Source organism: Lachnoanaerobaculum umeaense (genome assembly GCF_003589745.1).
GTDB classification, from domain to species: domain Bacteria; phylum Bacillota; class Clostridia; order Lachnospirales; family Lachnospiraceae; genus Lachnoanaerobaculum; species Lachnoanaerobaculum umeaense.
The window spans coordinates 1515899-1542706 of sequence record NZ_CP032364.1; the positions used below are offsets into that span (position 1 = coordinate 1515899).

The 26808-nt window shown below is 34.6% G+C and carries 21 protein-coding genes and 1 CRISPR repeat array; of the genes, 7 read left to right on the forward strand and 14 right to left on the reverse strand.

Translation table 11 applies throughout. The features are described from left to right. The first annotated feature begins 8 nt into the window (after positions 1-8). From D4A81_RS06840 to D4A81_RS06865, 4 genes are all read left to right on the forward strand, one after another. Positions 9-854: a TraX family protein gene (locus tag D4A81_RS06840; RefSeq protein WP_162902561.1), complete on the forward strand. Its 846-nt coding sequence runs from the start codon at positions 9-11 to the stop codon at positions 852-854. A 634-nt stretch (positions 855-1488) separates the two neighbouring features. Continuing rightward, entirely contained in the window at positions 1489-2016 is a 528-nt protein-coding gene (locus D4A81_RS06850; RefSeq protein ID WP_111524226.1) for an RNA polymerase sigma factor, read from the forward strand. Next, positions 2003-2254: a hypothetical protein gene (locus D4A81_RS06855; RefSeq protein WP_111524227.1), complete on the forward strand. Its 252-nt coding sequence runs from the start codon at positions 2003-2005 to the stop codon at positions 2252-2254. The genes D4A81_RS06850 and D4A81_RS06855 overlap by 14 nt, the downstream gene beginning before the upstream one ends. A gap of 544 nt (positions 2255-2798) precedes the next feature. Then, a complete protein-coding gene (locus D4A81_RS06865) occupies positions 2799-2951 on the forward strand; it encodes a hypothetical protein (RefSeq protein WP_174705944.1) in 153 nt (50 codons plus the stop codon). A gap of 538 nt (positions 2952-3489) precedes the next feature. Here D4A81_RS06865 and D4A81_RS06870 read toward each other — a convergent pair. The 3 genes from D4A81_RS06870 to D4A81_RS06880 form a co-directional block, all read right to left on the reverse strand. After that, positions 3490-4476: a galactose/methyl galactoside ABC transporter permease MglC gene (locus tag D4A81_RS06870; RefSeq protein WP_111524229.1), complete on the reverse strand. Its 987-nt coding sequence runs from the start codon at positions 4474-4476 to the stop codon at positions 3490-3492. Between the two features lie 11 nt (positions 4477-4487). Then, positions 4488-5996 (reverse strand): sugar ABC transporter ATP-binding protein, encoded by a 1509-nt coding sequence (locus D4A81_RS06875; protein ID WP_111524230.1) that lies wholly within the window; start codon positions 5994-5996, stop codon positions 4488-4490. Between the two features lie 70 nt (positions 5997-6066). Then, the gene (locus tag D4A81_RS06880) at positions 6067-7179 is read right to left on the reverse strand and encodes a galactose ABC transporter substrate-binding protein (RefSeq protein WP_111524231.1); all 1113 of its coding nucleotides are present in this window, start codon (positions 7177-7179) and stop codon (positions 6067-6069) included. A gap of 253 nt (positions 7180-7432) precedes the next feature. Here D4A81_RS06880 and D4A81_RS06885 point away from each other — a divergent pair, with 253 nt between their 5' ends. Next, entirely contained in the window at positions 7433-8794 is a 1362-nt protein-coding gene (locus D4A81_RS06885; protein WP_111524232.1) for a citrate/2-methylcitrate synthase, read from the forward strand. A 41-nt stretch (positions 8795-8835) separates the two neighbouring features. Here the strand turns inward: D4A81_RS06885 and D4A81_RS06890 are convergent, their stop codons facing one another. The 10 genes from D4A81_RS06890 to ung all read right to left on the reverse strand — a co-directional run bounded on the left by D4A81_RS06890 (position 8836) and on the right by ung (position 21461). Next, a complete protein-coding gene (locus D4A81_RS06890) occupies positions 8836-9636 on the reverse strand; it encodes an SseB family protein (RefSeq protein ID WP_111524233.1) in 801 nt (266 codons plus the stop codon). Between the two features lie 76 nt (positions 9637-9712). Beyond that, positions 9713-10780: an FAD:protein FMN transferase gene (locus D4A81_RS06895; protein ID WP_111524234.1), complete on the reverse strand. Its 1068-nt coding sequence runs from the start codon at positions 10778-10780 to the stop codon at positions 9713-9715. Positions 10781-10792: 12 nt separating this feature from the next. Then, entirely contained in the window at positions 10793-12394 is a 1602-nt protein-coding gene (locus D4A81_RS06900; protein WP_111524235.1) for an MBL fold metallo-hydrolase RNA specificity domain-containing protein, read from the reverse strand. 395 nt (positions 12395-12789) lie between these two features. After that, the gene (locus tag D4A81_RS06905; protein WP_111524236.1) at positions 12790-13800 is read right to left on the reverse strand and encodes a ribonuclease E/G; all 1011 of its coding nucleotides are present in this window, start codon (positions 13798-13800) and stop codon (positions 12790-12792) included. Then, positions 13775-14494: a TIGR03936 family radical SAM-associated protein gene (locus D4A81_RS06910; protein ID WP_242977583.1), complete on the reverse strand. Its 720-nt coding sequence runs from the start codon at positions 14492-14494 to the stop codon at positions 13775-13777. Before D4A81_RS06910 ends, D4A81_RS06905 begins: the two co-directional genes overlap by 26 nt. Beyond that, entirely contained in the window at positions 14484-16349 is a 1866-nt protein-coding gene (locus D4A81_RS06915) for a TIGR03960 family B12-binding radical SAM protein (protein WP_111524237.1), read from the reverse strand. The genes D4A81_RS06910 and D4A81_RS06915 overlap by 11 nt, the downstream gene beginning before the upstream one ends. Positions 16350-16363: 14 nt before the next feature. Next, positions 16364-18094: an ABC transporter ATP-binding protein gene (locus tag D4A81_RS06920; protein ID WP_111524238.1), complete on the reverse strand. Its 1731-nt coding sequence runs from the start codon at positions 18092-18094 to the stop codon at positions 16364-16366. Further along, the gene (locus D4A81_RS06925; protein WP_111524239.1) at positions 18084-19820 is read right to left on the reverse strand and encodes an ABC transporter ATP-binding protein; all 1737 of its coding nucleotides are present in this window, start codon (positions 19818-19820) and stop codon (positions 18084-18086) included. The genes D4A81_RS06920 and D4A81_RS06925 overlap by 11 nt, the downstream gene beginning before the upstream one ends. Positions 19821-19920: 100 nt before the next feature. Further along, on the reverse strand, positions 19921-20760 hold the full coding sequence (locus tag D4A81_RS06930) for an undecaprenyl-diphosphate phosphatase (RefSeq protein WP_111524240.1): 840 nt from the start codon (positions 20758-20760) through the stop codon (positions 19921-19923). A gap of 23 nt (positions 20761-20783) precedes the next feature. Then, entirely contained in the window at positions 20784-21461 is a 678-nt protein-coding gene (ung, locus tag D4A81_RS06935) for a uracil-DNA glycosylase (RefSeq protein WP_111524241.1), read from the reverse strand. A gap of 395 nt (positions 21462-21856) precedes the next feature. Further along, a CRISPR array of direct repeats spans positions 21857-22643; the repeat unit is 30 nt; unit sequence GTAAGTACCTTACCTATAAGGAATGGAAAC. Between the two features lie 64 nt (positions 22644-22707). On the opposite strand from ung, the gene cas2 reads away from it, so the two are divergent. Further along, a complete protein-coding gene (cas2, locus tag D4A81_RS06940; RefSeq protein WP_111524242.1) occupies positions 22708-22968 on the forward strand; it encodes a CRISPR-associated endonuclease Cas2 in 261 nt (86 codons plus the stop codon). A gap of 8 nt (positions 22969-22976) precedes the next feature. Next, positions 22977-24896 carry a type I-B CRISPR-associated endonuclease Cas1b gene (cas1b, locus tag D4A81_RS06945; RefSeq protein ID WP_111524243.1) on the forward strand — a complete coding sequence of 640 codons (1920 nt, stop codon included), beginning with the start codon at positions 22977-22979 and terminating at the stop codon, positions 24894-24896. A gap of 113 nt (positions 24897-25009) precedes the next feature. Here the strand turns inward: cas1b and D4A81_RS06950 are convergent, their stop codons facing one another. Then, positions 25010-26572 (reverse strand): TM1812 family CRISPR-associated protein, encoded by a 1563-nt coding sequence (locus tag D4A81_RS06950; protein WP_242977581.1) that lies wholly within the window; start codon positions 26570-26572, stop codon positions 25010-25012. Positions 26573-26808: the final 236 nt, after the last annotated feature.

The following is a 26808-nucleotide window of genomic DNA, read 5'->3' on the forward strand; positions in this document are numbered from 1 at the left end:
GAATTATAATGAATACTAAAAGATTAAAAATAATTGCAATCATTTCAATGTTAATCGACCATATTCCAAGAATTATACCTTGGCAAATGTGGATTGCCATTGCCGAGAGTATATCACTTTCATTTCCTGGAAAAGAAGAACTTGTAAGTGAAATTGTTATAGACAGAGTTCCCGGTATTATGGGATACATAGGAAGGCTGGCAGCACCTATTTTTATGTTCTGTATCACTGTGGGTTTCAGATATACCAAGAATATAAAAAAGTATATTTTTAGAGTATTTACATTTGCATTTATCTCCCAGATACCATATATACTTTTTACTCAGTCGGAAGAGTATGCATCAGGATTTAGTAAACTTGAGTTGACTCCTTTTTATAAAATAGACTTAAATATTATGTTTACATTGGGGTTCGGTCTTGTTGCACTTTATTTTTATGAAAAAATAAAAGATAAAAATACAATAATAAGGCTCACTCCAATAATAGCTGCGGCATTAATTTCCTATGTACTGAATACAGAAGGTGGTTATATATACATAGTATATATTTTTATGTTCTATTTATTAAGGGATGTAAGTATATTAAAAAAAGCATTTATTTGGATATTTATTATAGTTATATGCAGACTTCCGCTATTATTCCATTTGTTACAAATAAATAATGATATTATGAGAGCATTGCCTACAATGAGAGTAAATACAGTGGGTGTATATGTCGGAGCATTCCTCACTTTCTTCTTTAATAATAAGAAGACTCATATAAGCAAAACATTTAAATATCTGATGTATTTGTTCTATCCGGTACATTTAATATTACTTTATTTCACATACTTATTACTTTCAAGTATTTTTTAAAAATTATGATGTTGATAAATTACATCCCTTTACTCATATATAAAGGGATGTAATTTAGTTTAGCACTCTTCTATTATTCCGGTCAAAGCAAATAAATTAATTGCACACATTTCAAGCACTTACCTCAGCTTTCGTAAAATCTAATTAACATAAATATAATATCATTCATTTAATTCCATATAAAATTGTTTTATAAAAGCTGACTGATTAAAAATCACAATGGCTCCACAAACTGATAATTTTAATTATTTTATCTTACTCATAAACTTTTTATGAAAAATTGGATTGAAGACAGGTTTACAAAGAGTAACCATAAAACAAGTAAAAAAGATAATAAGCTTCCTATTATAAATCTGGGAACACATAAAAAGAGAACCGTTATTTTATGGATAATATTTATGGCAGGCTTTATATTTGCGGTATACAAAAACTTTACAGCCATAAACATACATACCGTACACGAAAAAGCGATAATAAAAGAGGAAGTGGTCGATACCTCCGACATACAAAGTTTTGCCACGGACTTTATTAAAACCTATTACACTTGGGAAAATAACAGGGAATATATGTACTTTATTTTAACCCATATTATGTTAAGATAAAAGTAATTATTAAACTACAAGAGGGAGGACTTATGTTTTACAATAATAATGAAAAGATAGAGCAATTATTTAATCTATATTCTGATTTAATGCTACAACATGCCTATTATATATTAAAGGATATATCGACTTCAGAAGACGCAGTTTCAGAAGTTTTTTTAAGGGTAATAAAAATAATTGAAAAAATTAATGAATTAGACTGTCCCAAAACACGCAAGTTAATGGTTATTATAATAGAGAACATTTCAAAGAATATCTATAATCGAAGGAAACGAGAGGCTTTAGTTGACTTTACGGAGATAGATGTTGAAAATGAAAGTTCCTTAGATGATTTTTATGATATTGAAATAAAGCAGGATATGGATAATATACTTAAAAGATTACCTGTTGACTATGCTAATATTTTAGCATTGAAATCGGACGGATACAGCCCTAAGGAAATAGCGGAAATACTTGACATAAATTATGACAATGCAAGGAAAAGGCTGTTAAGGGCTAAAAAATCATTAAAGAAACTGATAACAGAATATGAAAGTGGAGGTAGGTATGATGAAAGATAATGATTTTGATAGGTATGCAAGCAGATTAAAATGGAATTTAGTGGATACAACTAATTCGGCACATAGAAAAAATGTATCTGGATTTAAGTATTTTATAACAGATAAAAAATTGAAAGCAAAAAATAAAACATATTATGAAGGTTATCTCCCTAAAGAATGGAAAACTCAAGCACTGGCAGTATGGTTTCACAATGAAATGTTTTCTTATAGTGTTTGGGATGTTGTGGGTTGGTCATAAATGTTTGAATGTATAATAATTTTAATAATTTCATTTGTATTAGGCTTATATTTTTTATTTTGCAAAGATAATAATATATCCAGAGCCTTGGCAAATATGAAACCAGGATCTTATAATTATTATAAGATTTCTAAACTACTATCTATCTACTTTTTTGTAATAGCTGCTTCAATGGCAGTATGTATAATAGGAATAATTGTTGATAGTTTATTTTTGGAAATATTAAGTTTTTTTCTTCTACTTGCTCTATATATATTTGTTTATATATATGAAGCAAATGATCATTTAAGATGATTTTTTGAAACATTATTTTTGTACAATGATATATCGATGTTTTATATATAAATAGGGTAGCATATTTTCTACCCTATTTTATCAATCTAATATATAGTAAATCTATGCAATACTAACATTTTTTAGAGTTCTACCATGCAAAATGTAGAATTTTTTTATTTCTCAAATTTCTATAAAAAACTTTGGCATTTTTGTAGGTAGTGAAAGGGGAAACAGGAAATATTCATAGTAAGAAAGAGGAGATAATGCTATGGATAGACAGAACCACAACGAATTTGAGATACGCTGTGCCTTTAGCGGATGCTGTAAGCAGGTCATTAAAAATGAAGCTGATAATGCACATAAGGAACTGAACAGGCTTAGTCAGAAAGAAGTCTTATTTTCCGATATGTCAAGGTGCTGATGAAAAGTGTCTGTATACCCGCTGATGAAAAGTGTCTGTATACCTTAGATGAATATTTTAAGGACTTGAACAATGAAATTTATTATCTTTCGTGTTATAATAACCTTAAGTATATCAAGGATCTTTCCGAAAAGAAAGGAGCAATTTGTTATATTTGTATTGATCACAAAGCTACCTCCTATATGTACATTATAGTGTACATGTAGGAGGTGTCAATACCTGTTTAAAAAACACCCCCCTATATGAATATCATAGTTACAGTTCAGGTAGCCCCTTTAGAGCTTTTGTTTTACAATCCTAATCGCAACTCTTTCTTAAAACTTCGCAGGATTTTACGCAGTCTGCGGAACTCGTTTGTTCGCTTGGGGAGCAGCGAACTGCACTCAAACAAGTCCTCGACTGCTTAATCCTGTCTCGCTTTCACGAAAGAGTTAAACGCTACAAGGATTGTAAAATTAAAAGTCTCAAGATATATAGTACCTGAACTGTAACATATCATACATATAAGGGGTGTAAATGGAGTTTTATATTTAATCAATTACTTCTTCTGTATATATTTTCTTATATCAAGTGCTATAGCGACAACGATGATAACACCCTGCACTATAAACTGGAAATCCGGCTTGATTCCTAGGAATTGCATTGAGGATTTCAAAAGCTCGAATACCAAAACACCGACTACACAACCTGATATTCTACCAATACCACCATTTACTGATACACCACCGATGGTACAAGCTGCGATAGCCTCAAGCTCATATGATGCACCCATGTTTACAGATGAACCACCTGACTTTGCTCCTAAGAGGAAACCGGCGATTGCATAGAGAACTGCTGCTGATGTATAGATAAGTATCTTAGTCTTCTTTACATTAACACCTGATACCTCTGCTGCCGCTTCATTACCACCTATTGCATACATATACTTACCATGTCTTGTTTTGTTAAAAACAAACCACATAATGCAACCGATAATAAGTGCATAGATGAAAAGATATGGAATCTTTAAGATGTTACCTGTAGCTACTGTTGTATATGCTGTTCTATATCCACCAATAGGCTCAGCCTTTGTATAAACAAGACATACACCATATACTATAAGCTGCATTCCAAGTGTTCCGATAAATGCCGGAACATTCAAATGTGCTACTACTATACCATTAATAAGTCCAAATACAGCACAAATTGCTATAGATATTAAAAGAACTACAAAAATATTCATATCCCCAAGGTTTGGAAACATCTTACCTGCATAGTCCTTATTCTGTAAAAGAGTACCTGCTATACAAGCTGATAAACCTACAAGACGACCTGCTGAAAGGTCAGTACCCTTTGTAATAAGACAGGCTGATACACCAAAGGCAATAATTACTCTAGGTGCCACATTTACCAAAACATTTCTTAAGTTACTTGCCGAAAAGAAATTGTCCTTCATTATACCTGTAAATAATACAAGTAAAAGTAAAACTATGATTATACCATTGTCAAGTAACAATTTCTTTATATCTAAAGATTTTGTATTCATAAGTATTCCTCCTAAAATTTTGTTGCCAATGCCATGATATTTTCCTGTGTAGCTTCACTATCTGTCACCTCACCGGTAATCTCACCATTGCACATAACAATTATTCTATCAGACATTCCAATAAGCTCAGGCATCTCTGAAGAAATCATTATGATACCCTTTCCTTGCTTTGCCAGGTTTATCATTATTTGATATATTTCATATTTTGCACCTACATCGATACCTCTTGTAGGCTCATCCATTATCAGCACATCCGGATTGTTTGCAAGCCATCTGGCAATTATTACCTTTTGCTGATTACCTCCTGACAAAGACTGTATCAAAGTCTTATTACTTGGAGTCTTTATACTAAGTTTGCTTACATTCTCATCAACCACCTGCTTGATTTTACCATCATCCAACGCAATGCCTGCAACAAGATAATTATTCAGTGAGGATATAGCCACATTATCTGCTATTGAAAGACAACCAAGTATTCCTGTGCCTCTTCTATCCTCTGTAATCATTCCCAGTCCATCTTTTATAGCATCCTTAGGTCTTGCTATCTTTTGCTCCTTGCCCTTCATGTATACTTTTCCGGATTTTATACTTCTAAGTCCAAATATGGCTTCCATAAGTTCACTTCTACCTGCACCTACAAGTCCACCAAATCCAAGTATCTCACCCTTTCTAAGTTCAAATGAGCAGTTTCTAAATATATTTTCATGTATACTTGTAAGGTTTTCCACCTTTAGTATAACATCACCTTTTTCCAAATCATCTTTTGGCGGATAGATATTTGAAAGTTCTCTACCTACCATTTGTCTTATTATTTCACCATCACTGATATTTTTTACTTCCCATGTTCCAACATATGTTCCATCTCTCATGATGGTTATATCATCAGCAATCTCTCTTATCTCAGCCATCTTATGTGAGATATATATGAGAGATACACCCTTTTCTCTAAGTTCTCTTATTATTTTAAATAGTCCACTTACTTCATTTTCTGTAAGTGATGATGTCGGCTCATCTAATATAATGATTTTTGCTCCCATTGACACTGCCTTTGCTATTTCTACAGATTGCATCTGTGAAATAGATAATGTCTGTAACAATGCATTAGGATTTACATTAAGTTTTACTTCTTTAAGCCATTTACCGGCTTCATTTTCCATCTTTTTATGGTCTACTATTTTTAAAGGTCCTATATCTATTGTGGGATATCTACCTAAAAACATATTTTCAGCAATGGACCTTGCCGGTACCGGCTGCAACTCCTGGTGAACCATTGCCAATCCCTTATGAAGTGCATCATCAGGATTTAATATATGCATTTTTTCTCCATCTACATAGACCTCACCGGTATCCATTGTATATATTCCAAACAGGCATTTCATAAGTGTAGACTTACCTGCTCCATTTTCACCCATAAGAGCATGTACGCTGCCCGGTCTTACATTAAGATGGATGTTGTCTAGTGCTTTTACACCGGGGAAACTCTTTGATACCCCTTTCATTTCCAATCTGTACTCTGACATCCATTGCTCCTTTCAAAAATCGGGTGTGCACCGGCACACCCGAAAGATGTTTACATTAAGTTGATTTTAATTATTTAACAAGTTCCAAGATCTCTGCTGCGTTATCTTTTGTAACCTTTACATAGTCTACAGGAATCTTTGCATCTACCTTCTCTCCATTTGTGAAAGAAACTGCTGCCTTTGCTGCTGCCTGTGCCTGGCTGATGAAGTCATTAAATACTGTACCTGTCATCTTACCCTCTGAAACATTCTGAACTGCCTCTGCAAGTGCATCAACACCTACGATATAGATATCTTCACCAACTTTTCTTCCTGCTGCATTGATAGCCTGAAGTGCACCAAGTGCCATAGCGTCATTGTTACAGAAGATAACTTCTATGTCATTTCCATACTGTGTAAGAGCGTCCTGTGCAATCTGCTGTCCCTTAGCCTGATCCCAGTCACCTCTTTGAATTAAGAGCTGCTCAGCCTTTAATCCGCTCTTCTCTGTAAGAGCCTTAACTGAATACTCTGTTCTGTACTGTGCATCAATATTCTCAGGGTCACCCTGGATCATGATGTACTTAACTGTACCGTCACCATTGATGTCACCCTTGTTGTCAAGTTCTGCAATCTCTTCACCCTGGAATGTACCTGACTGACGAGCATCTGCACCTACATATGTAGCATTGATACCATCTGAAGCCCATCTTGACTCCTCAGCCTCATCCGGCTCACGGTTGATGTAAACTACAGGGATTCCAGCCTCTTTAGCAAGATCTGTAACTGTTGGAGCTGAAGATGACTGTACAAGGTTAAGAATCATAACGTCAACCTTAGTTGCTATAAAGTTGTTGATCTGGTTTGTCTGCTCTGCCTGGTCATTCTTACCGTCCTGAACCATTACATTCTCCTTTGGAATACCAATGTCCTCTGTAAGATATCTAACAAGCTCATTACGATACAATGTCATGAAGTTGTCATCAAACTTGTAAATTGAAATGCCGACTTTGATGTCCTTTACATCCTTACCTGTTGCTGCTACAGCCTCTGAAACACTTTCAGCTGCCTTGCTTTCATCCTTTGACTCGCTGCTTGCTGCCGCTGTTGTCTCTGCTGTCTTACTTCCGCCTCCACATGCTGCTAATGAAAGTGCACACATAGATGCTACTGATACCGCTAATACTTTTTTGAACAATCTCATTGTTTTCCTCCCTTGGTTCTGTTCATTTACTTTGTAAGCATATTTTAATATTACTTACGTTTTTTTTACAGAGAATATTTTTACTCTTTTTATTGATTTTTTTTCAAGAATGTCATCATTTGTTCACCACCTGTACATATTTTTTTGATTTAATTATTATCAATAATAATGTATAATTATAATACTTATATTAACAATAATATAAGACATACCCTTGTGCATTTTAGAAATCTTTATCCAGAAGGAGGAAAATATGAGCTACAATCAGAAAATCACAAAAGAAATAGAAGACTTAACAGCCAAATGTCTTGAGAACCTTAAAATCAACCAGTCTTTGTATAAAGAATATGATGTACAAAGGGGACTTAGAAATTTGCAAGGCGAAGGCGTAAGAGCCGGACTTACCCGCATATCAGAAATTACAGCCTTTAAAAAGATCAATGGTGAAAAAACTCCATGTGATGGCGAACTTAGATATCAAGGTATAGATATACATGAACTTACAGACGGTTTTTTAAAGGAAAATCGATTTGGATTTGAAGAGATCTCATATCTTATGCTTTTTGGACATCTTCCAACTGACACACAGCTGAAGGATTTTATGCTCTTACTTGGAGAGCAAAGATCATTACCCAAGAATTTTACAAGGGATATCATAATGAAAGCTCCCAGCAAGGATATGATGAATACTCTTTCAAGATCTGTACTGACATTATATGCCTATGACACAAAAGCGGATGACACATCACTTGCAAATGTATTAAGACAGTGTATAAACCTTATATCAACCTTCCCTATGATGTGTGTCTATGGCTATCATGCTTACAATCACTATATAAGAGATAAGAGTATGTATATACATCGTCCTTCAAATAATCTTTCTACAGCTGAAAATATTTTGCTAATGCTTAGAGAAGATAAGAAATACTCAGATTTAGAGGCAAAGGTACTGGATTTGGCAATGGTTTTGCATATGGAGCATGGTGGTGGTAATAACTCTACCTTCACAACCCATGTTGTAACATCATCAGGTACAGATACCTACTCTGCCATAGCTGCTGCTCTCGGTTCACTAAAAGGTCCAAAGCATGGAGGTGCCAATATAAAGGTAGTGGAAATGTTTAAGGATATGAAGAAAAACATTCGTGACATCAATGATGAGGAAGAAATCAAAGCTTATCTTTTAAAGCTGTTAAGAAAAGAGGCATTTGATAAAGCCGGCCTTATATATGGAATGGGGCATGCGGTATATTCTCTTTCAGATCCTCGTGCAAATATCTTCAAAAAATATGTTGAGCAACTTGCAAATGCCAAGAACAAGCATAATGACTTTAAACTATACAGTGCTGTTGAAAGACTTGCACCCGAAGTGATAGCCCATGAGAGACATATCTACAAGGGAGTTAGTGCAAATATCGACTTCTACAGTGGTTTTGTTTATGGAATGCTTGATTTGCCAACAGAATTATATACTCCTATATTTGCCTGCTCAAGGATAGTAGGTTGGAGCGCTCATAGAATTGAAGAACTTATAAATACAGACAAAATCATTAGACCTGCATATATGGCAGTAAAGGAACATGAAAACTATGTTGAAATGAAAGATAGATTATAATATAAAATTTGGCGGGTTTATTATAACCCGCCATTAAAATATTACTCTTCTTTTTTATCTTTAGATACTATCTCCATATTTCTTAGATTTCTCAAAACACCTGTATTTACAGGCATACTTACTCCCATAGGATTTATAAGGTATCCGTCACATCCCGGTGGAAGTGGAAAATTGATAAGATTCTTTGTATCAATAATTGTTTTCTTCACATTTTCATCACCCGGCATCTTATCAAACTCAATATTATCAGTAAAGATAGGTATAACATTGCCACCTTCATTGTTGATCTTCAGCATAAGCATATGCATCTGAGTTTCTCCATCTACCTCAACTTCCCTGACCGGTACAATAAATCTTGCCTTCAAAATATTTACCATCATTTCCTCTTCAAGTTCACGTAACTCAGGAATATTTGGATTGCCTATATTTGCTCTTATCTCCTGTCCAAAATAAAGCATTGTAAGCTGCAATGATCTATTTTCTATAGGTCTTTTTTCAGGTGGTAACTCGCTAAAATCAGAAACCTTTATTATCTCATCCAACTGTACTATAAAGTCCTCACCTTGGTAATTATACTTAATTGCATTTACACCTGCAACAACCAGACAGGTAAAGGTTCTTAAGATTCCTTCCTGATTTAACTCCACTACACTATTCTGCTGCTTATTTGCCAAAAGTTCTTCCGATTTTTTATCGGCTTTTTCTTTTTCATCAAAGAAAAAAGCCACATCATCAAAGCTTTCATCATCACAATACACATATGGCAGTCTTGTAAAATCTGAAAGAATCATATACAGATTCACTGCCTTTGGAATGCTTGCAAGTACTTCTCTTCTTACCATTTTTTATCTCCAAAAAATTATTTTCTTAGAACTAATATATACTTTTTAAGTATTAAAGTCAAATATATAAAATAATCTAAGGTTCTGCCAGCTGTTCCTTAGCACCTTCTGAATATATTATACTATAGTCTGAAAGAATAAAATAACCATAGGTATCCGGTATACTATCTAAAAGTTTTACACCTTCTTCCACTCCCAGTGAGAAGCAGGTGGTGGATAATGCGTCCGCATCTGTAGATGACTTTGTCAATATACTCACTTCAACCAATCCATTATCATATGGATATCCGGTTTTAGGATTTAAAATATGGTGATAATTTTTGCCATCTATTACAAAATGTCTTTCGTATACTCCTGAAGATACCACCGATTCATCATCTACTGTCAGCAATGCTACGGTTTCATTTCTATCCGCATAGGGCTTTTGAAGTCCGATGGTAAAATTCTCACCACTTGGCTTTTTGCCTACACATAGTACATTTCCACCCAAGTTTATTATTGCGCTATTAACTCCCATCTCAATGAGATATTCCTTAGTCTTATCGGCAATATATCCCTTTGCAATTGCTCCTAGGTCAATCCTTGTATCATCAGATGTGAATTTGATTGTATTGCCATCTACAGCAACTCTCATATAGTCTACCTTTGGTAATTGCTCCTTTATACTTTCATCACTTGGAAGCTCAGGTTCTTCAGCATTAAAATCCCATAGCTCCTTTAAAGGTTCTGTTGTAATATCAAATGAACCGCCTGATATTTTACAATAGTACAATGCTCTATCTATAAGAAATGCCAGATCATCACTTACCTCCACACTCATAGCACCCTTTTCTCTGTGATTAAGTTTATAAAGTTCAGCCAAAGGATTAGTGGCTGAAAAAACCATCTCATAATTTCTTATAAACTCCATAGAACCTTTCAATATATCTTCATTTCCACCCTCATAAATAGATACTGTAATAAATGTGTCAAGTGCAAATGTAGTATCAGTCAAAGGCTCTTCACTATTTTTCTTATCCAATGTAAGATCAAAGTTATTGGCTACAGATTTCATACTTGTATTCTTACCTGCTATTGCAAGTACAAACAAGCCTATAATCACTGCGGCCACTACAATCACCGTTTTTTTATTAAATTTTTTCAAAATAATCTCCTACTAGATTTCCCATTTCTTTGACAAATCATTTATCTGATCTGCAAATTTAGCCAAATCCTTATTTGCTCCATGTTTATTTTCTTTTATAATTCTAAGTAGTCTCTCACCGGCTCCAAGCAATCTCAAGTAAACACTGCTTTCCTGCTCTCTTGTATCCTTACTTGCAACTACAGCAACACCCTTAGTCTGCTTTATCCACTCTCCGGTTATCAAATCAAAAACTGATCCAGAAAATGGTGCTGATGAGTTTATCCCATATTTAGTCTTAAGTTCATTTGAAAAACTTTCACATACCCTGTCATCCCCATGGACTATAAATACTTCCTTTGGCTTCTCTTCAAATGCACTAATCCACTTTATAAGTCCATTTTTATCAGCATGTGAGCTGATACTCTTTAATGTTTCAATATGAGCATGTACCGATATATTTTCTCCAAAAAGCCTTACCTCAGAAACATTGTCCTGCAATGTTCTTCCCAAAGTTCCAAAGGCCTGATATCCGGCAAATACAACACTGCACTCACTTCTCCAAAGATTATGCTTTAGATGATGTCTAATTCTACCGGCATCACACATACCTGATGCAGATATAATGACCTTCGGCATCTTATCTAGATTAATAGCCATAGATTCATCACTGCTTACAGTCATCTTTAGGTTTGGAAAGGCAATAGGATTTATGCCACTTTCTACCAATGCCTTTGTCTCTTCATCATAACAATCTAGCAAATTATCCTTGAATACATTTGTGGCTTCTATTGCCAGAGGGCTGTCCACATATACCGGAAAATCCCGGCGGTTCTTTACAAGATTATTTTGCTTTATCTGTCTCATAAAATAAAGCAACTCCTGAGTTCTACCCACTGCAAAGGCAGGTATTACCACATTTCCTCCCCTATCCAGTGTTTCTTCAATAATCTTTGCAAGATCTGATACATGGTCTGCACCATCTTCGTGGAATCTGTCACCATAAGTGGACTCCATCAAAACATAATCCGCATCCTTGATATACTCAGGATCTCTTATTAAAGGCTTGTTAAAATTTCCGATATCACCTGAAAATACTATCTTTCTGCTTTCATTGTCCTCTCTTAGCCAAACTTCTATAGATGCTGAGCCAAGTATATGACCTGCATCTATGAATCTTATACTTATATTCTCATCAACATCTATCTTTTCGCTGTAATTCACTCCTCTAAACAACTTTATAGCAGCTTCTACATCAGCCATTTCATAAATAGCTACTTCCTTTTGTCTACCGGCTCTTTCCGCCTTTCTATTTTTCCACTTTAATTCCTCGGCCTGTATATGTGCACAATCTCTAAGCATTATCTTACAAAGTTCCATTGTGGCAGTTGAAGCATAAATCTCACCTTTAAAACCTCTTGCAACAAGTTGAGGTATCATTCCTGTATGATCAATATGAGCATGTGTCACAAATAGATAGTCTATCTGTGCCGGAGGTACCGGTAAAGGAGCATTCTCATACACATTTACCCCCTGTTCCATACCATAATCTACCAAAAACTTCTTCTCTCCAACCTCAACATAATGACAACTTCCTGTAACCTCGTGGTCCGCACCTATAAATTCCAGTTTCATATTTTTCCCCTTTAATACAAGTTATACTAACCTAACTCTATTATGCAAATAAATGCATTTCCTAATACTATTATACGATAATATTGGAATATAATCTATATTATTATGCAAAAATCATCCCTGGCTGCATGTTTACAATTACAGTTCAGGTACTATATGTCTTGAGACTTTTAATTTTACAATCCTTGTAGCGTTTAACTCTTTCGTAAAAACGAGACAGGATTAAGCAGCCTGTGACTTGTTTGAGTGCAGTTCGCTGCTCCCCAAGCGAACAAACGAGTTCCACAGACTGCGTAAAATCCTGCGAAGTTTTAAGAAAGAGTTGCGATTAGGATTGTAAAACAAAAGCTCTAAAGTGCTACCTGAACAGTAATTATTCACAGCCTGGGGAATGATTACCTCTTCATTATCTCTTCAAGACTTGGTTTTCTTTTTCTTCTGGTTATTTCAAACAGGCATAGCTTTGTAATATCTATGGCAACTGTATTTAATCTATCCTCTTTAAGGTATTCCTTCATCGTGTGATATATCAAATCGATTTCTGATTTATCCGTAGTATTTATTAAATCAATTATAATAATACCTGAAATATTTCTAAGTCTCAGCTGCCTTGCTGTCTCCTTTATAGCCTCCAAATTGGTATTTAACTTGATTATACCGGCATCCTTTTTTTGTACATTCTTTCCTGTATTCACATCCACCACTGTTAAGGCTTCAGTGGACTCTATATAAAGATAACCGCCATCCTTTAACCAGGCTTTTTTATTAAGAGATTCGCTAAATAGAGTGTCTATGGAATATAGCTTATTTAAACTTATCATACTGTCTTCATAGAATCTGACTCTATTAAGCATCTCTTTATGATTTTCCTCAAAAAAACTCACTATACCCTCATAGATTTCTCTGATATCTGTAACTATATCAAATTCGGCATACTTTAATCTATCCTTTATAACATCAATATAGTCCTCTGAGCCTGCATATAGCATACCTGGAGCTTTTATATAGTTTTTCCTTGCCAAAATTTTCTCCGGTACTTCACTGCCCAAGAGATTGGCAGTGGCACCGGGTAATTTATTTTTTATAGGAAGCTTTGAAATTTTAATTAAAATATCATCTCCCTCATGTAAACAATTATGCTCCTTTTCATCTGCAAATATCAAATGCTTTAATTCAGCCATATCAAAATACACCATTTGACGCTCAGAGTTAAACTCAATCTCTACAAAAGCAGCATTTATATTTTTGGCTATCTTCTTCACCTTACCTATATGAATGCTTCCCAATAAAGATGTATCTTCTATATATTCTATCTCATTTGGCTTATTATCATTGTATGATATTGCAAAAAGCTTATTCCTATACCTTGTGATCAAAAGCTTAGATAATTTCACATCCGTACTCATCAAGGGCCTTTCCTTCTTCTGTATACATATCCAGTCTATACAAATAATATTCATTTCTTTTTGCTTGTGGAAGCCCCTCTTCATACAAAAAGTCCATTACAGCTGCAGGCTTTATATTGTTAGTACTTCCCTGTGACAAATGCATGAATACCCCATTTTCTATAGCATCAAGCTTATATATAAAAGACTTTATATCCACAACAGATGTAGTCTCCACTTCAACAAACTTGCCAAACTGATTTTTCTTTTTCTTTTTTGATACCTTAGTAAGTAAAATAGATTCTTTTGACATAAGCTTATCTATAGCCTCTCTGATATCGGTTTCTAAAACCTCAGTTTTAAACTCAGCCTTAAAATCCGCCGTATCCATAAGTGCCATAGCCGGCTTTGAATTATCCGGTATTTGTAAAAACTTCGTAACCTTCATACCGGTACACATCATATCATTAAGTCTTTTTATGGCTTCACTTGAGGAAATGTGGCTTCCTTCCTTAAGCTCAATATCCATATATTCACCAAGTCCCGATACACCCATGCTAAGAGGTGCTCCAAATGACATTATCTGATGCGGTGAGAATCCCTCACTATATTTTATTGGAATATCAGCTCTTCTCATAGCTTTTTGAAAATATCTCATCAAATCCAAATGACCGATAAAACGCATTTGCTCTGTTTTTTCAAACTTAATTCGCACTTTCAAGACAAACACCTCCATTATATTTTCTTGCACCGCAGCCTAAGCACTGCTGTCTGCAGTTTGGTGATATCTTATCTTCATGTGCAGTTTTCCACTCTCTGATAAGGAAGTTCTTAGTAACTCCGGCATCTATAAAGTCCCAAGGGAATATCTCATCTATATCCCTTTCTCTAAGTGTATAGAATGTCGGATCTATACAGGTTTGTTCATATGCCATAAGCCAGTATTCCATATTGAACTGATCCGACCAAGAATCATACATTGCACCATTTTTGTATGCATTTACAATAACATCTGCAATCTTTCTGTCACCTCTTGCCATCAATCCCTCAAGCAAAGTAACCTCTGCATCATGGTACTGATATTTCATACTCTTTTGATTGAGCTGCTCTCTAAAAGTATCCTTTACAAGATGCGCTCTTCTAAGATACTCCTCCTCTGTCTCCATCTTTGCCCATTGGAAAGGTGTAAAAGGCTTTGGCACAAAGAATGATGAACTGGCTGTAATAGATACCTTACCTATTCTTTGATCCTTTGGAATGGAATAATAATGTTCTGCAATCTTTTCACAAAGCTGTGGTATACCTTTGATATCCTCTTCTGTTTCTGTAGGAAGTCCAAGCATAAAATAAAGTTTCACCTTATTCCATCCACCCTTAAATGCCTCCATAGAACCATTTAAAATATCTTCCTCAGTTATTCCCTTATTTATTACATCTCTAAGTCGCTGTGTACCTGCCTCTGGTGCAAATGTCAGAGAGCTCTTCTTTACATCTTGCACCTTACTCATAACATCAAGTGAAAATGCATCTATTCTTAATGACGGCAGAGAAATATTTATACCTCTCTCCTTAGTATATTCCAAAAGGAAATTGAGCAGTTTATCAAGCTGACTATAATCACTTGAACTTAGAGAACTTAATGATATTTCCTCTGCACCTGTGATATCCAACATTGTTTTTGCATAGTTTATAAGATACTCCAGTGAACGCTCTCTCTGTGGTCTGTACACATTTCCAGCCTGACAGAATCTGCATCCTCTGATACAGCCTCTCATTATCTCAAGTACCACTCTATCTTGAGTAACCTTAATAAAAGGTACTACCGGTTTTGACAGATATGAAACCTCATCCATATTTTGTACCACAACTCTGTGAACCACACTTGGTACATCCTCATGTTTAGGTGTAAATGATTCTATAGTACCATCTTCCTTATAACTTACATCATAAAACTCAGGCACATACATACCATCAAGCTTTGCAGCCTTTCTTAAAAACTCATGCTTAGAAAGCTTATTTTTCTTACATTCCTTATATAGATCAAGCAAGGCATCGTATACCACCTCGCCCTCTCCAATATAGAATATGTCAAAGAAAGGTGCCAATGGCTCAGGATTATAAGAACATGGACCTCCACCTATTACTATAGGGTATTCCTCTCCCCTGTCCTTTGCATACATCGGAATCTGTGAAAGTTCCAAAATCTGCAAAATATTGGTGTAACACATCTCATATTGTAAGGTAATGCCCAAAATATCCGCATCCTTTACATTTTCCTGACTCTCCAAGCTAAATAGCGGAATATTCTTTTCTCTAAGTACCTTGTCAAGGTCCACCCATGGAGAAAACAGTCTTTCACAAAACGTGTCCTCTCTTCTATTTAACATATCATATATGATTTGCATTCCAATATGACTCATTCCTATTTCATAGACATCAGGAAAACACATAACAAATCTGATATCCACATTCTCTAAACTTTTATCTCTTGAATTTAACTCACCACCAATATATCTTGCCGGCTTGTCAACGCTAAGCAGTATATCATCGCTTAGTGCTAATTTTCTCATATCTTCCTCTTTCTTTATACCGCATTGTTAAGCTCATAATAAAAGCCCTTCATATCCATAAGCTCATTATGATTTCCCTGTTCTATTATATGACCGTCTTTAAGTACAAGTATCATATCAGCATTTTTTATAGTTGAAAGTCTATGTGCCACAACAAAGCTTGTTCTTCCCATCATCATCTTGTCAAATGCCTTACTTATTCTAGCCTCCGTCATTGTATCAATACTGGAAGTCGCCTCATCAAGTATAAGCATAGGAGGCAATACCAGCATAATTCTTGCAATACATAAAAGCTGCCTTTGACCTGCTGAGAGATTTTCTCCTCCTTCTGTTACTATAGTGTCATATCCATCAGGTAATCTCTTTATAAAGCTGTCTGCATAAGCTTCCTTGGCAGCAGCCTCTATCTCTTCAAATGTGGCATCCGGCTTTCCAAAGGCAATATTGTCCCTTATAGAAGCATTCTTCAACCATGTTTCCTGCAAAACCATACCGAAGTTTTCTCTGATAGATTTTCTTGTGATATCACCTATATCCTTGCCCTCTATCTTAATAGAACCACTGTCTATATCATAAAAACGCATTAAAAGATTTATAATAGTTGACTTTCCACTTCCTGTAGGGCCTACTATTGCAATTCTCTGTCCCGCTTTCACATCCAGATTCAAATCTTCAATAAGCTTCTTTGATTTATCATAGGAGAAATATACATGTGATACCTCTACATTGCCCTCAACATCCTTTATTACATTATTTACATCCTTGTCAGGAAGTATTTCCTCTTCATCTATAAGAGAAAAAACTCTTGCTGCACATGCAAATGAATTTTGCAATTCAGTCACAACACCGGATATCTCATTAAAAGGCTTAGTATACTGTGTAGCATAACTAAGTACTGAAGTAAGCTGTCCCACACTCATATTTCCGGTTATAACAAGTAACGCACCTGAAATGGCCACACCTGCATAAACCAGTGAATTTACAAATCTGGTGGCCGGAAAAGCTATAGCAGATATAAATATTGCATTTTGACTTGCCACCCTAAGCTCCTCATCAGATTCCTTAAACTCATTCTCTATCTGATTTTCCATAGTGAAGTTTTTTACCGTACTAAGTCCGGCAATCATCTCATCCACTATTCCGGTCATTCTTGCCCTTTTTTCTGATTGAGACTTAAAATGCTTATATGTGTTCTTGGCAATAAATCCTGCAACAAGCATTGCAAGAGGAGTAACAAGCAGCACAACCAAAGTTACATAGACATTTATTGTAAATAAAATAATTATAGTAAGTACAATAGTAAGTATGCCTGTAAAAAACTGGGCAAATCCCATCAAAAGTCCCTCTGAGAACTGATCCACATCATTTATTATTCTATTTATAATCTCACCATGACTGGTAGAATCAACATAAGATATAGGCAGTCTCATTATCTTATTAAAAGCCTGATTTCTTATATCCCTTACCATATGATATGCCACTCCATTGTTTATAGCAGTCATGCACCACTGTGCAACAGCAGTAACACACATCATAATAATCATAATAAAAATAATTTTTATAAGTCTTTCAAAGTCTACATTACCCTTGCCTACAATAGTGTCCACTGCTCTACCTGTAAGTATCGGCAGATAGAGAGTTGTAAGCACGATGACTACAGCCAGTATCAGGCTGACTGCCATTCTAAATTTATATGGACTTAGAAGATTCAAAATTCTTTTCAAAGTGTTTTTATTATTCTTCATCTGAATCCTCCTTTGCCATAATCTGAGAATTATATATCTCCTTATATATTGGACTATTCTCTAAAAGCTCATCATGAGTACCTATACCGACTATTCTTCCATCATCCAATACTATTATTCTGTCTGAATTCTTTATAGAAACTATTCTTTGACTTACAATCAATGTAGTGACATTTTCTATCTCTCTAATAGCCTTTCTAAGTCTCGAATCAGTAGCATAGTCAAGTGCTGATGATGAATCATCAAGTATCAATATTCCTGCTTTTTTCACCAAACTTCTGGCAATAGAAAGTCTCTGCTTTTGTCCACCTGAAAAATTATTGCCATACATAGCTACCTCAGAGTCAAGCTTACCCTCTTTTGAATTGATAACATCCATAGCCTGTGCAATGTCTGCAGCCTCATACAATGCTTTATCAGAAGCTTTAGCATCACCCCAAAGCAAATTGTTTCTGATATTGCCTCTAAAAAGTCTGGACTTTTGCTCAACCAATGCCACATTTTTTCTGATTGACTCAAGACTGTATTCCTTGATATCCCTACCTGCCAGCTTTATACTTCCTCTGCTTATATCATAAAATCTTGGAATAAGATTAATCAAAGAACTCTTACCGGAACCTGTACCACCTATGATACCTATAGTTTCTCCTTTTTTTACAGAGAATGTGATATCTGAAAGAGCTTCTTCCTTTGACTTAGGATACACAAATCCTACATTTTCAAAAGCAATTATTTCACCATCAAAATCCTTTAGATTCAGCTCATCACTTCCACCACTTATAGAAGATTTAATATCAAATATCTCGTTAATTCTCTTAGCACAAGCACTTGCCTTTGATAAAAGTATTATAAGATTTGCAAACTTTACTAACTCTACCAAAATTTGTGACATGTAGTTTATAAGAGCCACCACCTGTCCTGTGGTAAGATTTCCGATATTCACCTGTATAGCTCCTGTTTGCAATATAGCCACTATACCCAGATTTACCACCACATATGTTAGAGGATTCAAAAGTGCGGAGATATTTCCGACCAATACCTGATCATTGTATAAATCTTTAGTAGCATTATTATACTCCAAAATCTCACTTGACTCCTTTGAAAAAGCACGAATAACCCTTATACCTGTAAGATTCTCTCCTGTCTTTCCAAGTACTTTATCAAGCTTTCTTTGTACATTCCTGTAAAGTTCAATGCTTTTTGACATAATGAATGCCACTATTATTGCCAGTATAACGATCACAGTAAATGCAATAAGTGACATCTTTGCATCTATATGGAAGGACATTATAAATGCACCTGCCACTATAAATGGTGATCTTAGAACCAATCTAAAAAATCTGTTTACTCCATTTTGAACCTGATCACTGTCATTTGTCACTCTGGTAACTAAAGTATCCCTTCCAAGTACATCAGTCTCAGCATGTGAAAAGCTCAAAATATGAGCAAATAAATCATCCCTTAGTTTTGTTCCAAAACCTGTTGCCGCCTTTGCACTAAAGTACTGAGCAATGATAGCGGAGGTAAGTCCAATCATAGCTAAACTTACAAGCAATATACCCATATTTATCACATATTTTGAGTCTTTATTTACAATACCTATATCTATTATTCTTGCTATAACAAGTGGAACCAACAGCTCAAATGCCGCTTCCAAAAGCTTAAACAAAGGTGCCAGAACAGACTCTAATTTGTATTCCTTTAAATAGCGAATTAATCTCAGCATACTCCTCCTATCTGTACAATTTCTTTATAATAATGCTTTTTAGGTGGATTGTCAAAGTAAAAGGCATATACTTTCAACAAATATATGCCTCTAATTCATATTATTTCATTTTCATCAAAGTCGATACAAAATACCATACCAATACTATAATTCCAAGACCGATTCTATAGTATCCAAAGAACTTAAAATCATTCTTCTTTATCCAGTTAAGCAAGAAATTGATTGAAAATATAGATACAATAAATGAAACAAACATTCCAAGTAGTAGATAAACAACCTCTGCTACAGTATAATGCAATCCAAATTTAGCCAGCTTCAAAAAGCTTGCACCAAACATTATAGGAATACTTAAAAAGAAAGAGAACTCTGCGGATACAGACCTTGTAGCTCCCAAAATCATACCGCCTATGATAGTCGCTCCAGATCTTGATGTACCCGGTACAAGTGCAAGCACCTGAAAAAATCCTATAGACAAAGCAGTTTGATAATCTATTGCATTCACATTTCTAATGCTATACTCTCTTTTTTTATTGGAGTTTTCTATCATTATAAATAAAACACCATAGATAATAAGTGCCATAGCTATAACGAAACCGTTAAGCAAATGCTCCTCAACCCAATCATCAATCAAAAGTCCAAGCATAGCCGCCGGCAAACATGCAATTATTATTTTCGTCCACAATTCCATAGCAAGACGTCTCTTCTTTGGACTCTTACTTTTACTAAATGGATTCAACTTTCTAAAATACATTACAACCACCGCCAAAATAGCTCCAAGCTGTATCACCACCTCAAACATTGCTTTGAACTCTTTGCTTGCATTTAACTGAAACAGCTGCTCCACCAAAACAATATGACCTGTGGAGCTTATCGGCAGCCATTCAGTTATACCCTCTACAATACCAATAATTATAACCTTGAGTATTTCCAGTATATTCATATAAGTCCTTTCTATATTGAAGCTTAAACATTTTCTATCTGCCAATCTATTGGAGATATATTGTTCTTTAAAAGAAATTCATTTGCTTTTGAAAAATGCTTACATCCAAAAAATCCTCTATATGCAGATAGTGGACTTGGGTGAACGCTCTTCAGTACTAAATGCTTAGGGTTATTTAACATCTTTGACTTTGATATAGCCGCACTGCCCCACAACATAAAAACTATAGGTCTGTCGGTATCATTAATAATTTTTATTATGGCATCTGTGAAATTCTCCCATCCCTTGCCTTGATGTGAGAAAGCTTTATGAGCTCTTACAGTCAATATAGTGTTCAACAAAAGTACACCCTGTTTTGACCACTTTAGTAGATTACCATTGTTAGGTATATATGTTCCCACATCATCTTGAAGTTCTTTATATATATTTACCAGCGAAGGTGGGATTTTCTTTTGAGACTTTGGCACTGAAAAAGACAGTCCATGGGCCTGATTCTCACCATGATAAGGGTCCTGACCCAAAATAACTACCTTTATATCTGATAATGCTGTAAGATGTAGAGCCTCAAATATCTTATCTGCCGGAGGATATATAATATATTTGCTATATTCCTCCTTTACAAACTCATACAAGCTCCTATAATACGGCTTTCTAAACTCAGCACTGAGTACTTCCTTCCACTCTCCGGTCAATTCACTCATATAGAATACCCCGATCATCTGATTTTATTGAAAGATTTAGCTAAAATATATGTCCTCTTTTATAAAAAATAGGTCATATACAGAAGTATATAACCTATTCTATCATAGCTAATTGTCCTATACAAGGTTTTAAAACAATCGAAGTTATAAATCGATGACGTCTTTTTTATCATATTTTTTTGACATGTAAATAAGGTGATGATTCTATATCTTCTATAGTAATATCTCATTTATAAATCAAAAAGTCTGTCGCTGATTGTATACAATCCTAACACCCCGGAAAGCCCCATTTTAAGCCATTCTTAAAAATAGATTGACAGACTTTTTCGCCTGTAATACAATGATTTTAGGTCAAAACAAGAGTTTTCACCTATCACAATGGCTTAAATGCAGGTGTAAGTACCTTACCTATAAGGAATGGAAACAATCCAAACCACCTATTAAGGATCACAGCAATAACAGGGTAAGTACCTTACCTATAAGGAATGGAAACAAGCTTGTCCAACCATTGAAGTCTATATTCATATTGGCGTAAGTACCTTACCTATAAGGAATGGAAACATATAGCTAAAATATTTTGAATAATACTAGCTATAAGTAAGTACCTTACCTATAAGGAATGGAAACTCAGCTACCGGAAACAACTTCCTTGCTTCTTCTTGATTGTAAGTACCTTACCTATAAGGAATGGAAACTATTCCAGAACCTGCGAGTAGCTCGTCCCAAGTGATCGTGAGTACCTTACCTATAAGGAATGGAAACTATATGATATTGTCGGAGTTATTATCACGGACATAATAACTCGTGAGTACCTTACCTATAAGGAATGGAAACAGATTTACTTTAGCCATTTCCTTATCGGTCTTTTGAAGCCCCTTTCCGTAAGTACCTTACCTATAAGGAATGGAAACAGAGCTAGTAACAAATATCTGCATTATCGGCACTTTTATTGTAAGTACCTTACCTATAAGGAATGGAAACAGTCACTATGTTGCTGAGGCTTTCATTCATCCCTAGTAAGTACATTACCTATAAGGAATGGAAACAAAAATCATCTTTTCCCTTAACTGCTGGAAATTTCTCTTCGTAAGTACCTTACCTATAAGGAATGGAAACATAAGTATCATGGTGAATACATTTGACGGTGTAATCGTAAGTACCTTACCTATAAGGAACACTCCCACCTATCAAGGAAAACTCCCACCTATCTAGGCTGGGATAACAAAATTACTACAAGGAGCAAGAGATGTTCGTCATTGTCACCTATGATGTGAATGCTAAACGAGATCCTAAGGTGATGAAAACTCTCAGAAAATACCTTACACATGAACAGCGTTCAGTATTTGAGGGGCTTATCACACCAGGACGACTAAAGCATCTAAAAGAAGAACTTAAAAGAATTGTGGATGTTTCTGAGGACTGTATTAATATTTATTCTTTGGAAACTCTTAGATATTCCAAAAAAGAAAGCATTGGAAAACAGGTGTACCATGGGAACATACTATAAGATATCTTATGAAAAAGCTTACAATGGCAGATATTTTTATCCCAGAACAGATTGAAGAAGCCCTATCTCATCTGTCTACCAAAAAAGATACTTGTGGAATAGATGGACTCTATCTTTCTGAATTAAGAGATGATTGGAATATTAATGGAGCTAGATACCTTTCTCTACTGCGTGATGGAAAGTACAAACCGGGTATTGTTCAAATCTATGAAATAATAAATTATACAGGTAAAAGGCGTTCTATATCTTCTTTTAACAGTGTTGATCGCCTTATTTTGCGTTGCCTTGCAACATCTTTAGAAAAGTATTATGATTCCATATTTTCTGCTTGCAGCTTTGCCTTTCGTCCGGGACTTGGAGTAGATAAAGCTGTAGCATCCTTTGTAAGCAATCTAAATAAAGGATTAGATAAAGTTGTCGTAATTGATATAAAACATTACTTTGATTCAATACCTATAGACCGACTTGAAATGATTTTAAAAAGAATTATTGATGATAAGATCCTCATCTCTCTTTTTCATAAATTTTTATACTGTAGGATTTCAGAGGAAAATATAATAAAAACAAAAAATAAAGGGATTTTACAAGGTTCTCCAATCAGTCCCTTTCTTGGGAATTTATACCTTTCTCTTTTAGACACACAGCTTGAGTCAATGCAGATTCCATTTTGTCGATACTGTGATGATATTTCTATGTTCTTTTCAAGTTTTGAGGAGGCAAAAGAAGGCTATACAAAAGTAATCGATATTCTAAAAAATGATTTGGAAATGGATATAAATAGTCAAAAAAGCGGAATATATGAGGGAATAAAGCAGAATTACTTAGGATATAGCTTTACTAAAAATAAAAAGCAAAATCAGATTCTTGCAATAAAGAAGAAAAAAGCACCACCACAGATATATCAGCATTGGAGTACTACTGCTATTCAAAGAATAGACAGAAACTATCACATTATTAATAATGGAATCTTGAATAGAAAAGATTTTACTATACTATTTGAAAATGATCGTGGGAAAAAGTATCTTCCTGTAGAGGCTACTGAAAGTCTGAATGTATACTCTTCCGTTATCTTTTCCTCTGATTTCTTCAAATATATAGGCGGTAAGAAAATCAGTGTGAATATTTTTGATAAATATGGAGAACTTGCCGGTACCTTTTCACCACCTGAAAGTCTTCATGGTGGACTTACAATGTTAAAGCAAGCTGCCATTTATCTGGATGAAGATAAGAGAAAGCTTATTGCAAGGAAACTGGAAATAGCTTCACTTCACAATATGCGTTCCAATCTCAAATATTACGAGAGGCATCATTCACATGAAAATCTAAAAAACGGAATAAAAGCTTTTTCTGAGTGGATAACTGAAATGAATGAAGCCACAGATGTACCAATGCTTTTAACAATAGAAGCCAGAGCCAGGCAGTTATACTATAGCCTTTTTCATGAAATTATAGATGATCCGGCATTCCGGTTTACCAAAAGAACTAGGCGTCCCCCTAGGGATCCTCTTAATGCTCTTATAAGTTTTGGGAATATGTTTTTATATAATCGTATAGCTACAGAGATTCAAAAAACCTCTTTGGATATTCGCATTGGATTTGTTCATGCCACCAACCGAAGAAGTCAGTCCTTAAACCTTGACATTGCAGATCTATTTAAGCCATTGATCGTAGACCGAGCCATATTTACTATAATAAATCGCCATATGATACATGCCTCTGAGCATTTTGAAAAAACTGAAGATGGTGGTATATATCTAAATAAAGAAGGAAAGCAAATTTTTATCAATGAACTTGAAAATAAGGTATATCAAAAGCAAACTGAGGAAAATCAACCACGAACCTACGATACCAGAATTAGAGAAGAAATACATAAAATATTCAGGTTTGTCTGCTATGATGAGAAATACAAACCATTCAAGTATAACTAAAGGAGCATTTATTTGCTCCTATTTTTATGTCCTTATAATATGAAATAAAAAGGCAGTAGCATCATTTCGATACTACTACCTTATATTAATTTATCTACCACATACTTTATTGTCTACTTCTTAGCTTTTTTCAAATCAGAAATATAGTTTATAATAAACATTTTTAATTTTGGAAGGCTTACTCTATACTCCGAATTTCCATGGTTAAATGAATTACGAATTATTTTCAGAATACGATGGCTTTGTAAAAGAGGTACTACTTTATTGCGAAAGTCCTCCATTTTCACATTTCCATAATTATCATAGTTAATCCATTTACTTTTTGCTTCCAAATCCTCTCCTTTTGCTGCATCTTCAGGATGATAATATCTCAAAGTAGTATTTCTTGGCCTAGCCCAAGTTACATCATATTCCCCCGTATTCTCTAATAAATGGTATGCAAAGAAGTTTAACTCTTTATTTGACTTTTGCTGATTGAAACGCAATCTACCTATATATCTATTAAATGCAATATATGCGTCTTCATCAAATTTTTTCAATTGTTCCTTATCAAAATACAAAAGTTTTTTATCCCAATAATAATATGGCAACATAGATTCTATAAATGTAAGTGCTTGTTGAATCAATCCATGGTCAATACACCAAATAATCAGGTCTAAAATATTTGGATTTGTCAACAAACTTCCATATTCATCTTTTATCTTTTTTTCAAATATTCCAAGCGTGGTCCCTTTCAAGCTGCTGCCACCATTTTTTTCAAATTCATTTCCAAGTTCCTTCAGTCCCTCCAAAAATGCCTTAGGGTCAGACATCTGTGCTCCCAAAGAAATCTTTTGCATATGCTTTACAATTTGCTTTGCTGTTTTCTGTACGATTGGATCAGCTCCTGCCAGATATGAAACATCTTTTTTCATATCAAAATATTCTGACAATATATCTGCATTTCCAAAGTGCAAAAAATCATTAATACCTGAGAAAAAATTAAAAATATTAAATGTTGCACTTTGATCTTCTATTCTGGCTAAAGCCATATTTATACCACTTATAAGCTTTGGTCTGATAGATTCTCCAACAGATAGCAAAGAAATAACAGCACTCAAAGACAATACTACATCCCTTAGACCACCATGCGTATCAATATATAGTCTAAATGATCTTTTTTCTTGCAACTTCTTATATCGAATGAACTCTGCCGCCTCTGAAATAGCTCCAAGTTCATCTTCAGGAAAATGTATTTCTTCTTCCTTAGTCGCAGGCATCAAAGGAATAGAGGGATCTATATCATCCATCTCCTGCAATCTATGCTCAACCGGAAGTTCATTCTTATATAATTTTATCACCTTGTAATTTATCTTATGCTTCCCTTTTTCAGGTGACCTGTCAATTCTTTCTATCAAATAAGATACTGCACTATAAATATTACCCTTATTGTCAATTCCATTCTTTTCATCCTTTTCCAATGTTTTTCTACTGCAAAGCATTACAATATCGACTTCATCATCAGAAGGCATTAATTTCAAAAAATATCTGACTACGCTTTCCCCTTGGGATTTGCAATCATCAATAGTAATATCTTTTCCATCATTTCCTACACCCTGAAAGCTGTCACCTCTTTCCATTCCAGGATAATTTCTTCCATTAAATGTGCTGACTGCCATAAGTATTGTAGCAGACATAATATATTCCTCCTTTTCTAATATCAACATCTAAAAGCAAATTACAATAGAGCTATATATTTTATAACATCTTTTTCATATATTCTTATGGCATCACAAAAATATATGAATTATATCATAATTTTCTTATATTATTCATTTAAAGTTATATTTTCTGACTTATATATTTATAGTATAATGCAATTCCATATTATTTCAATATTAATATATACTATATTCGGGTATATAATTATCAA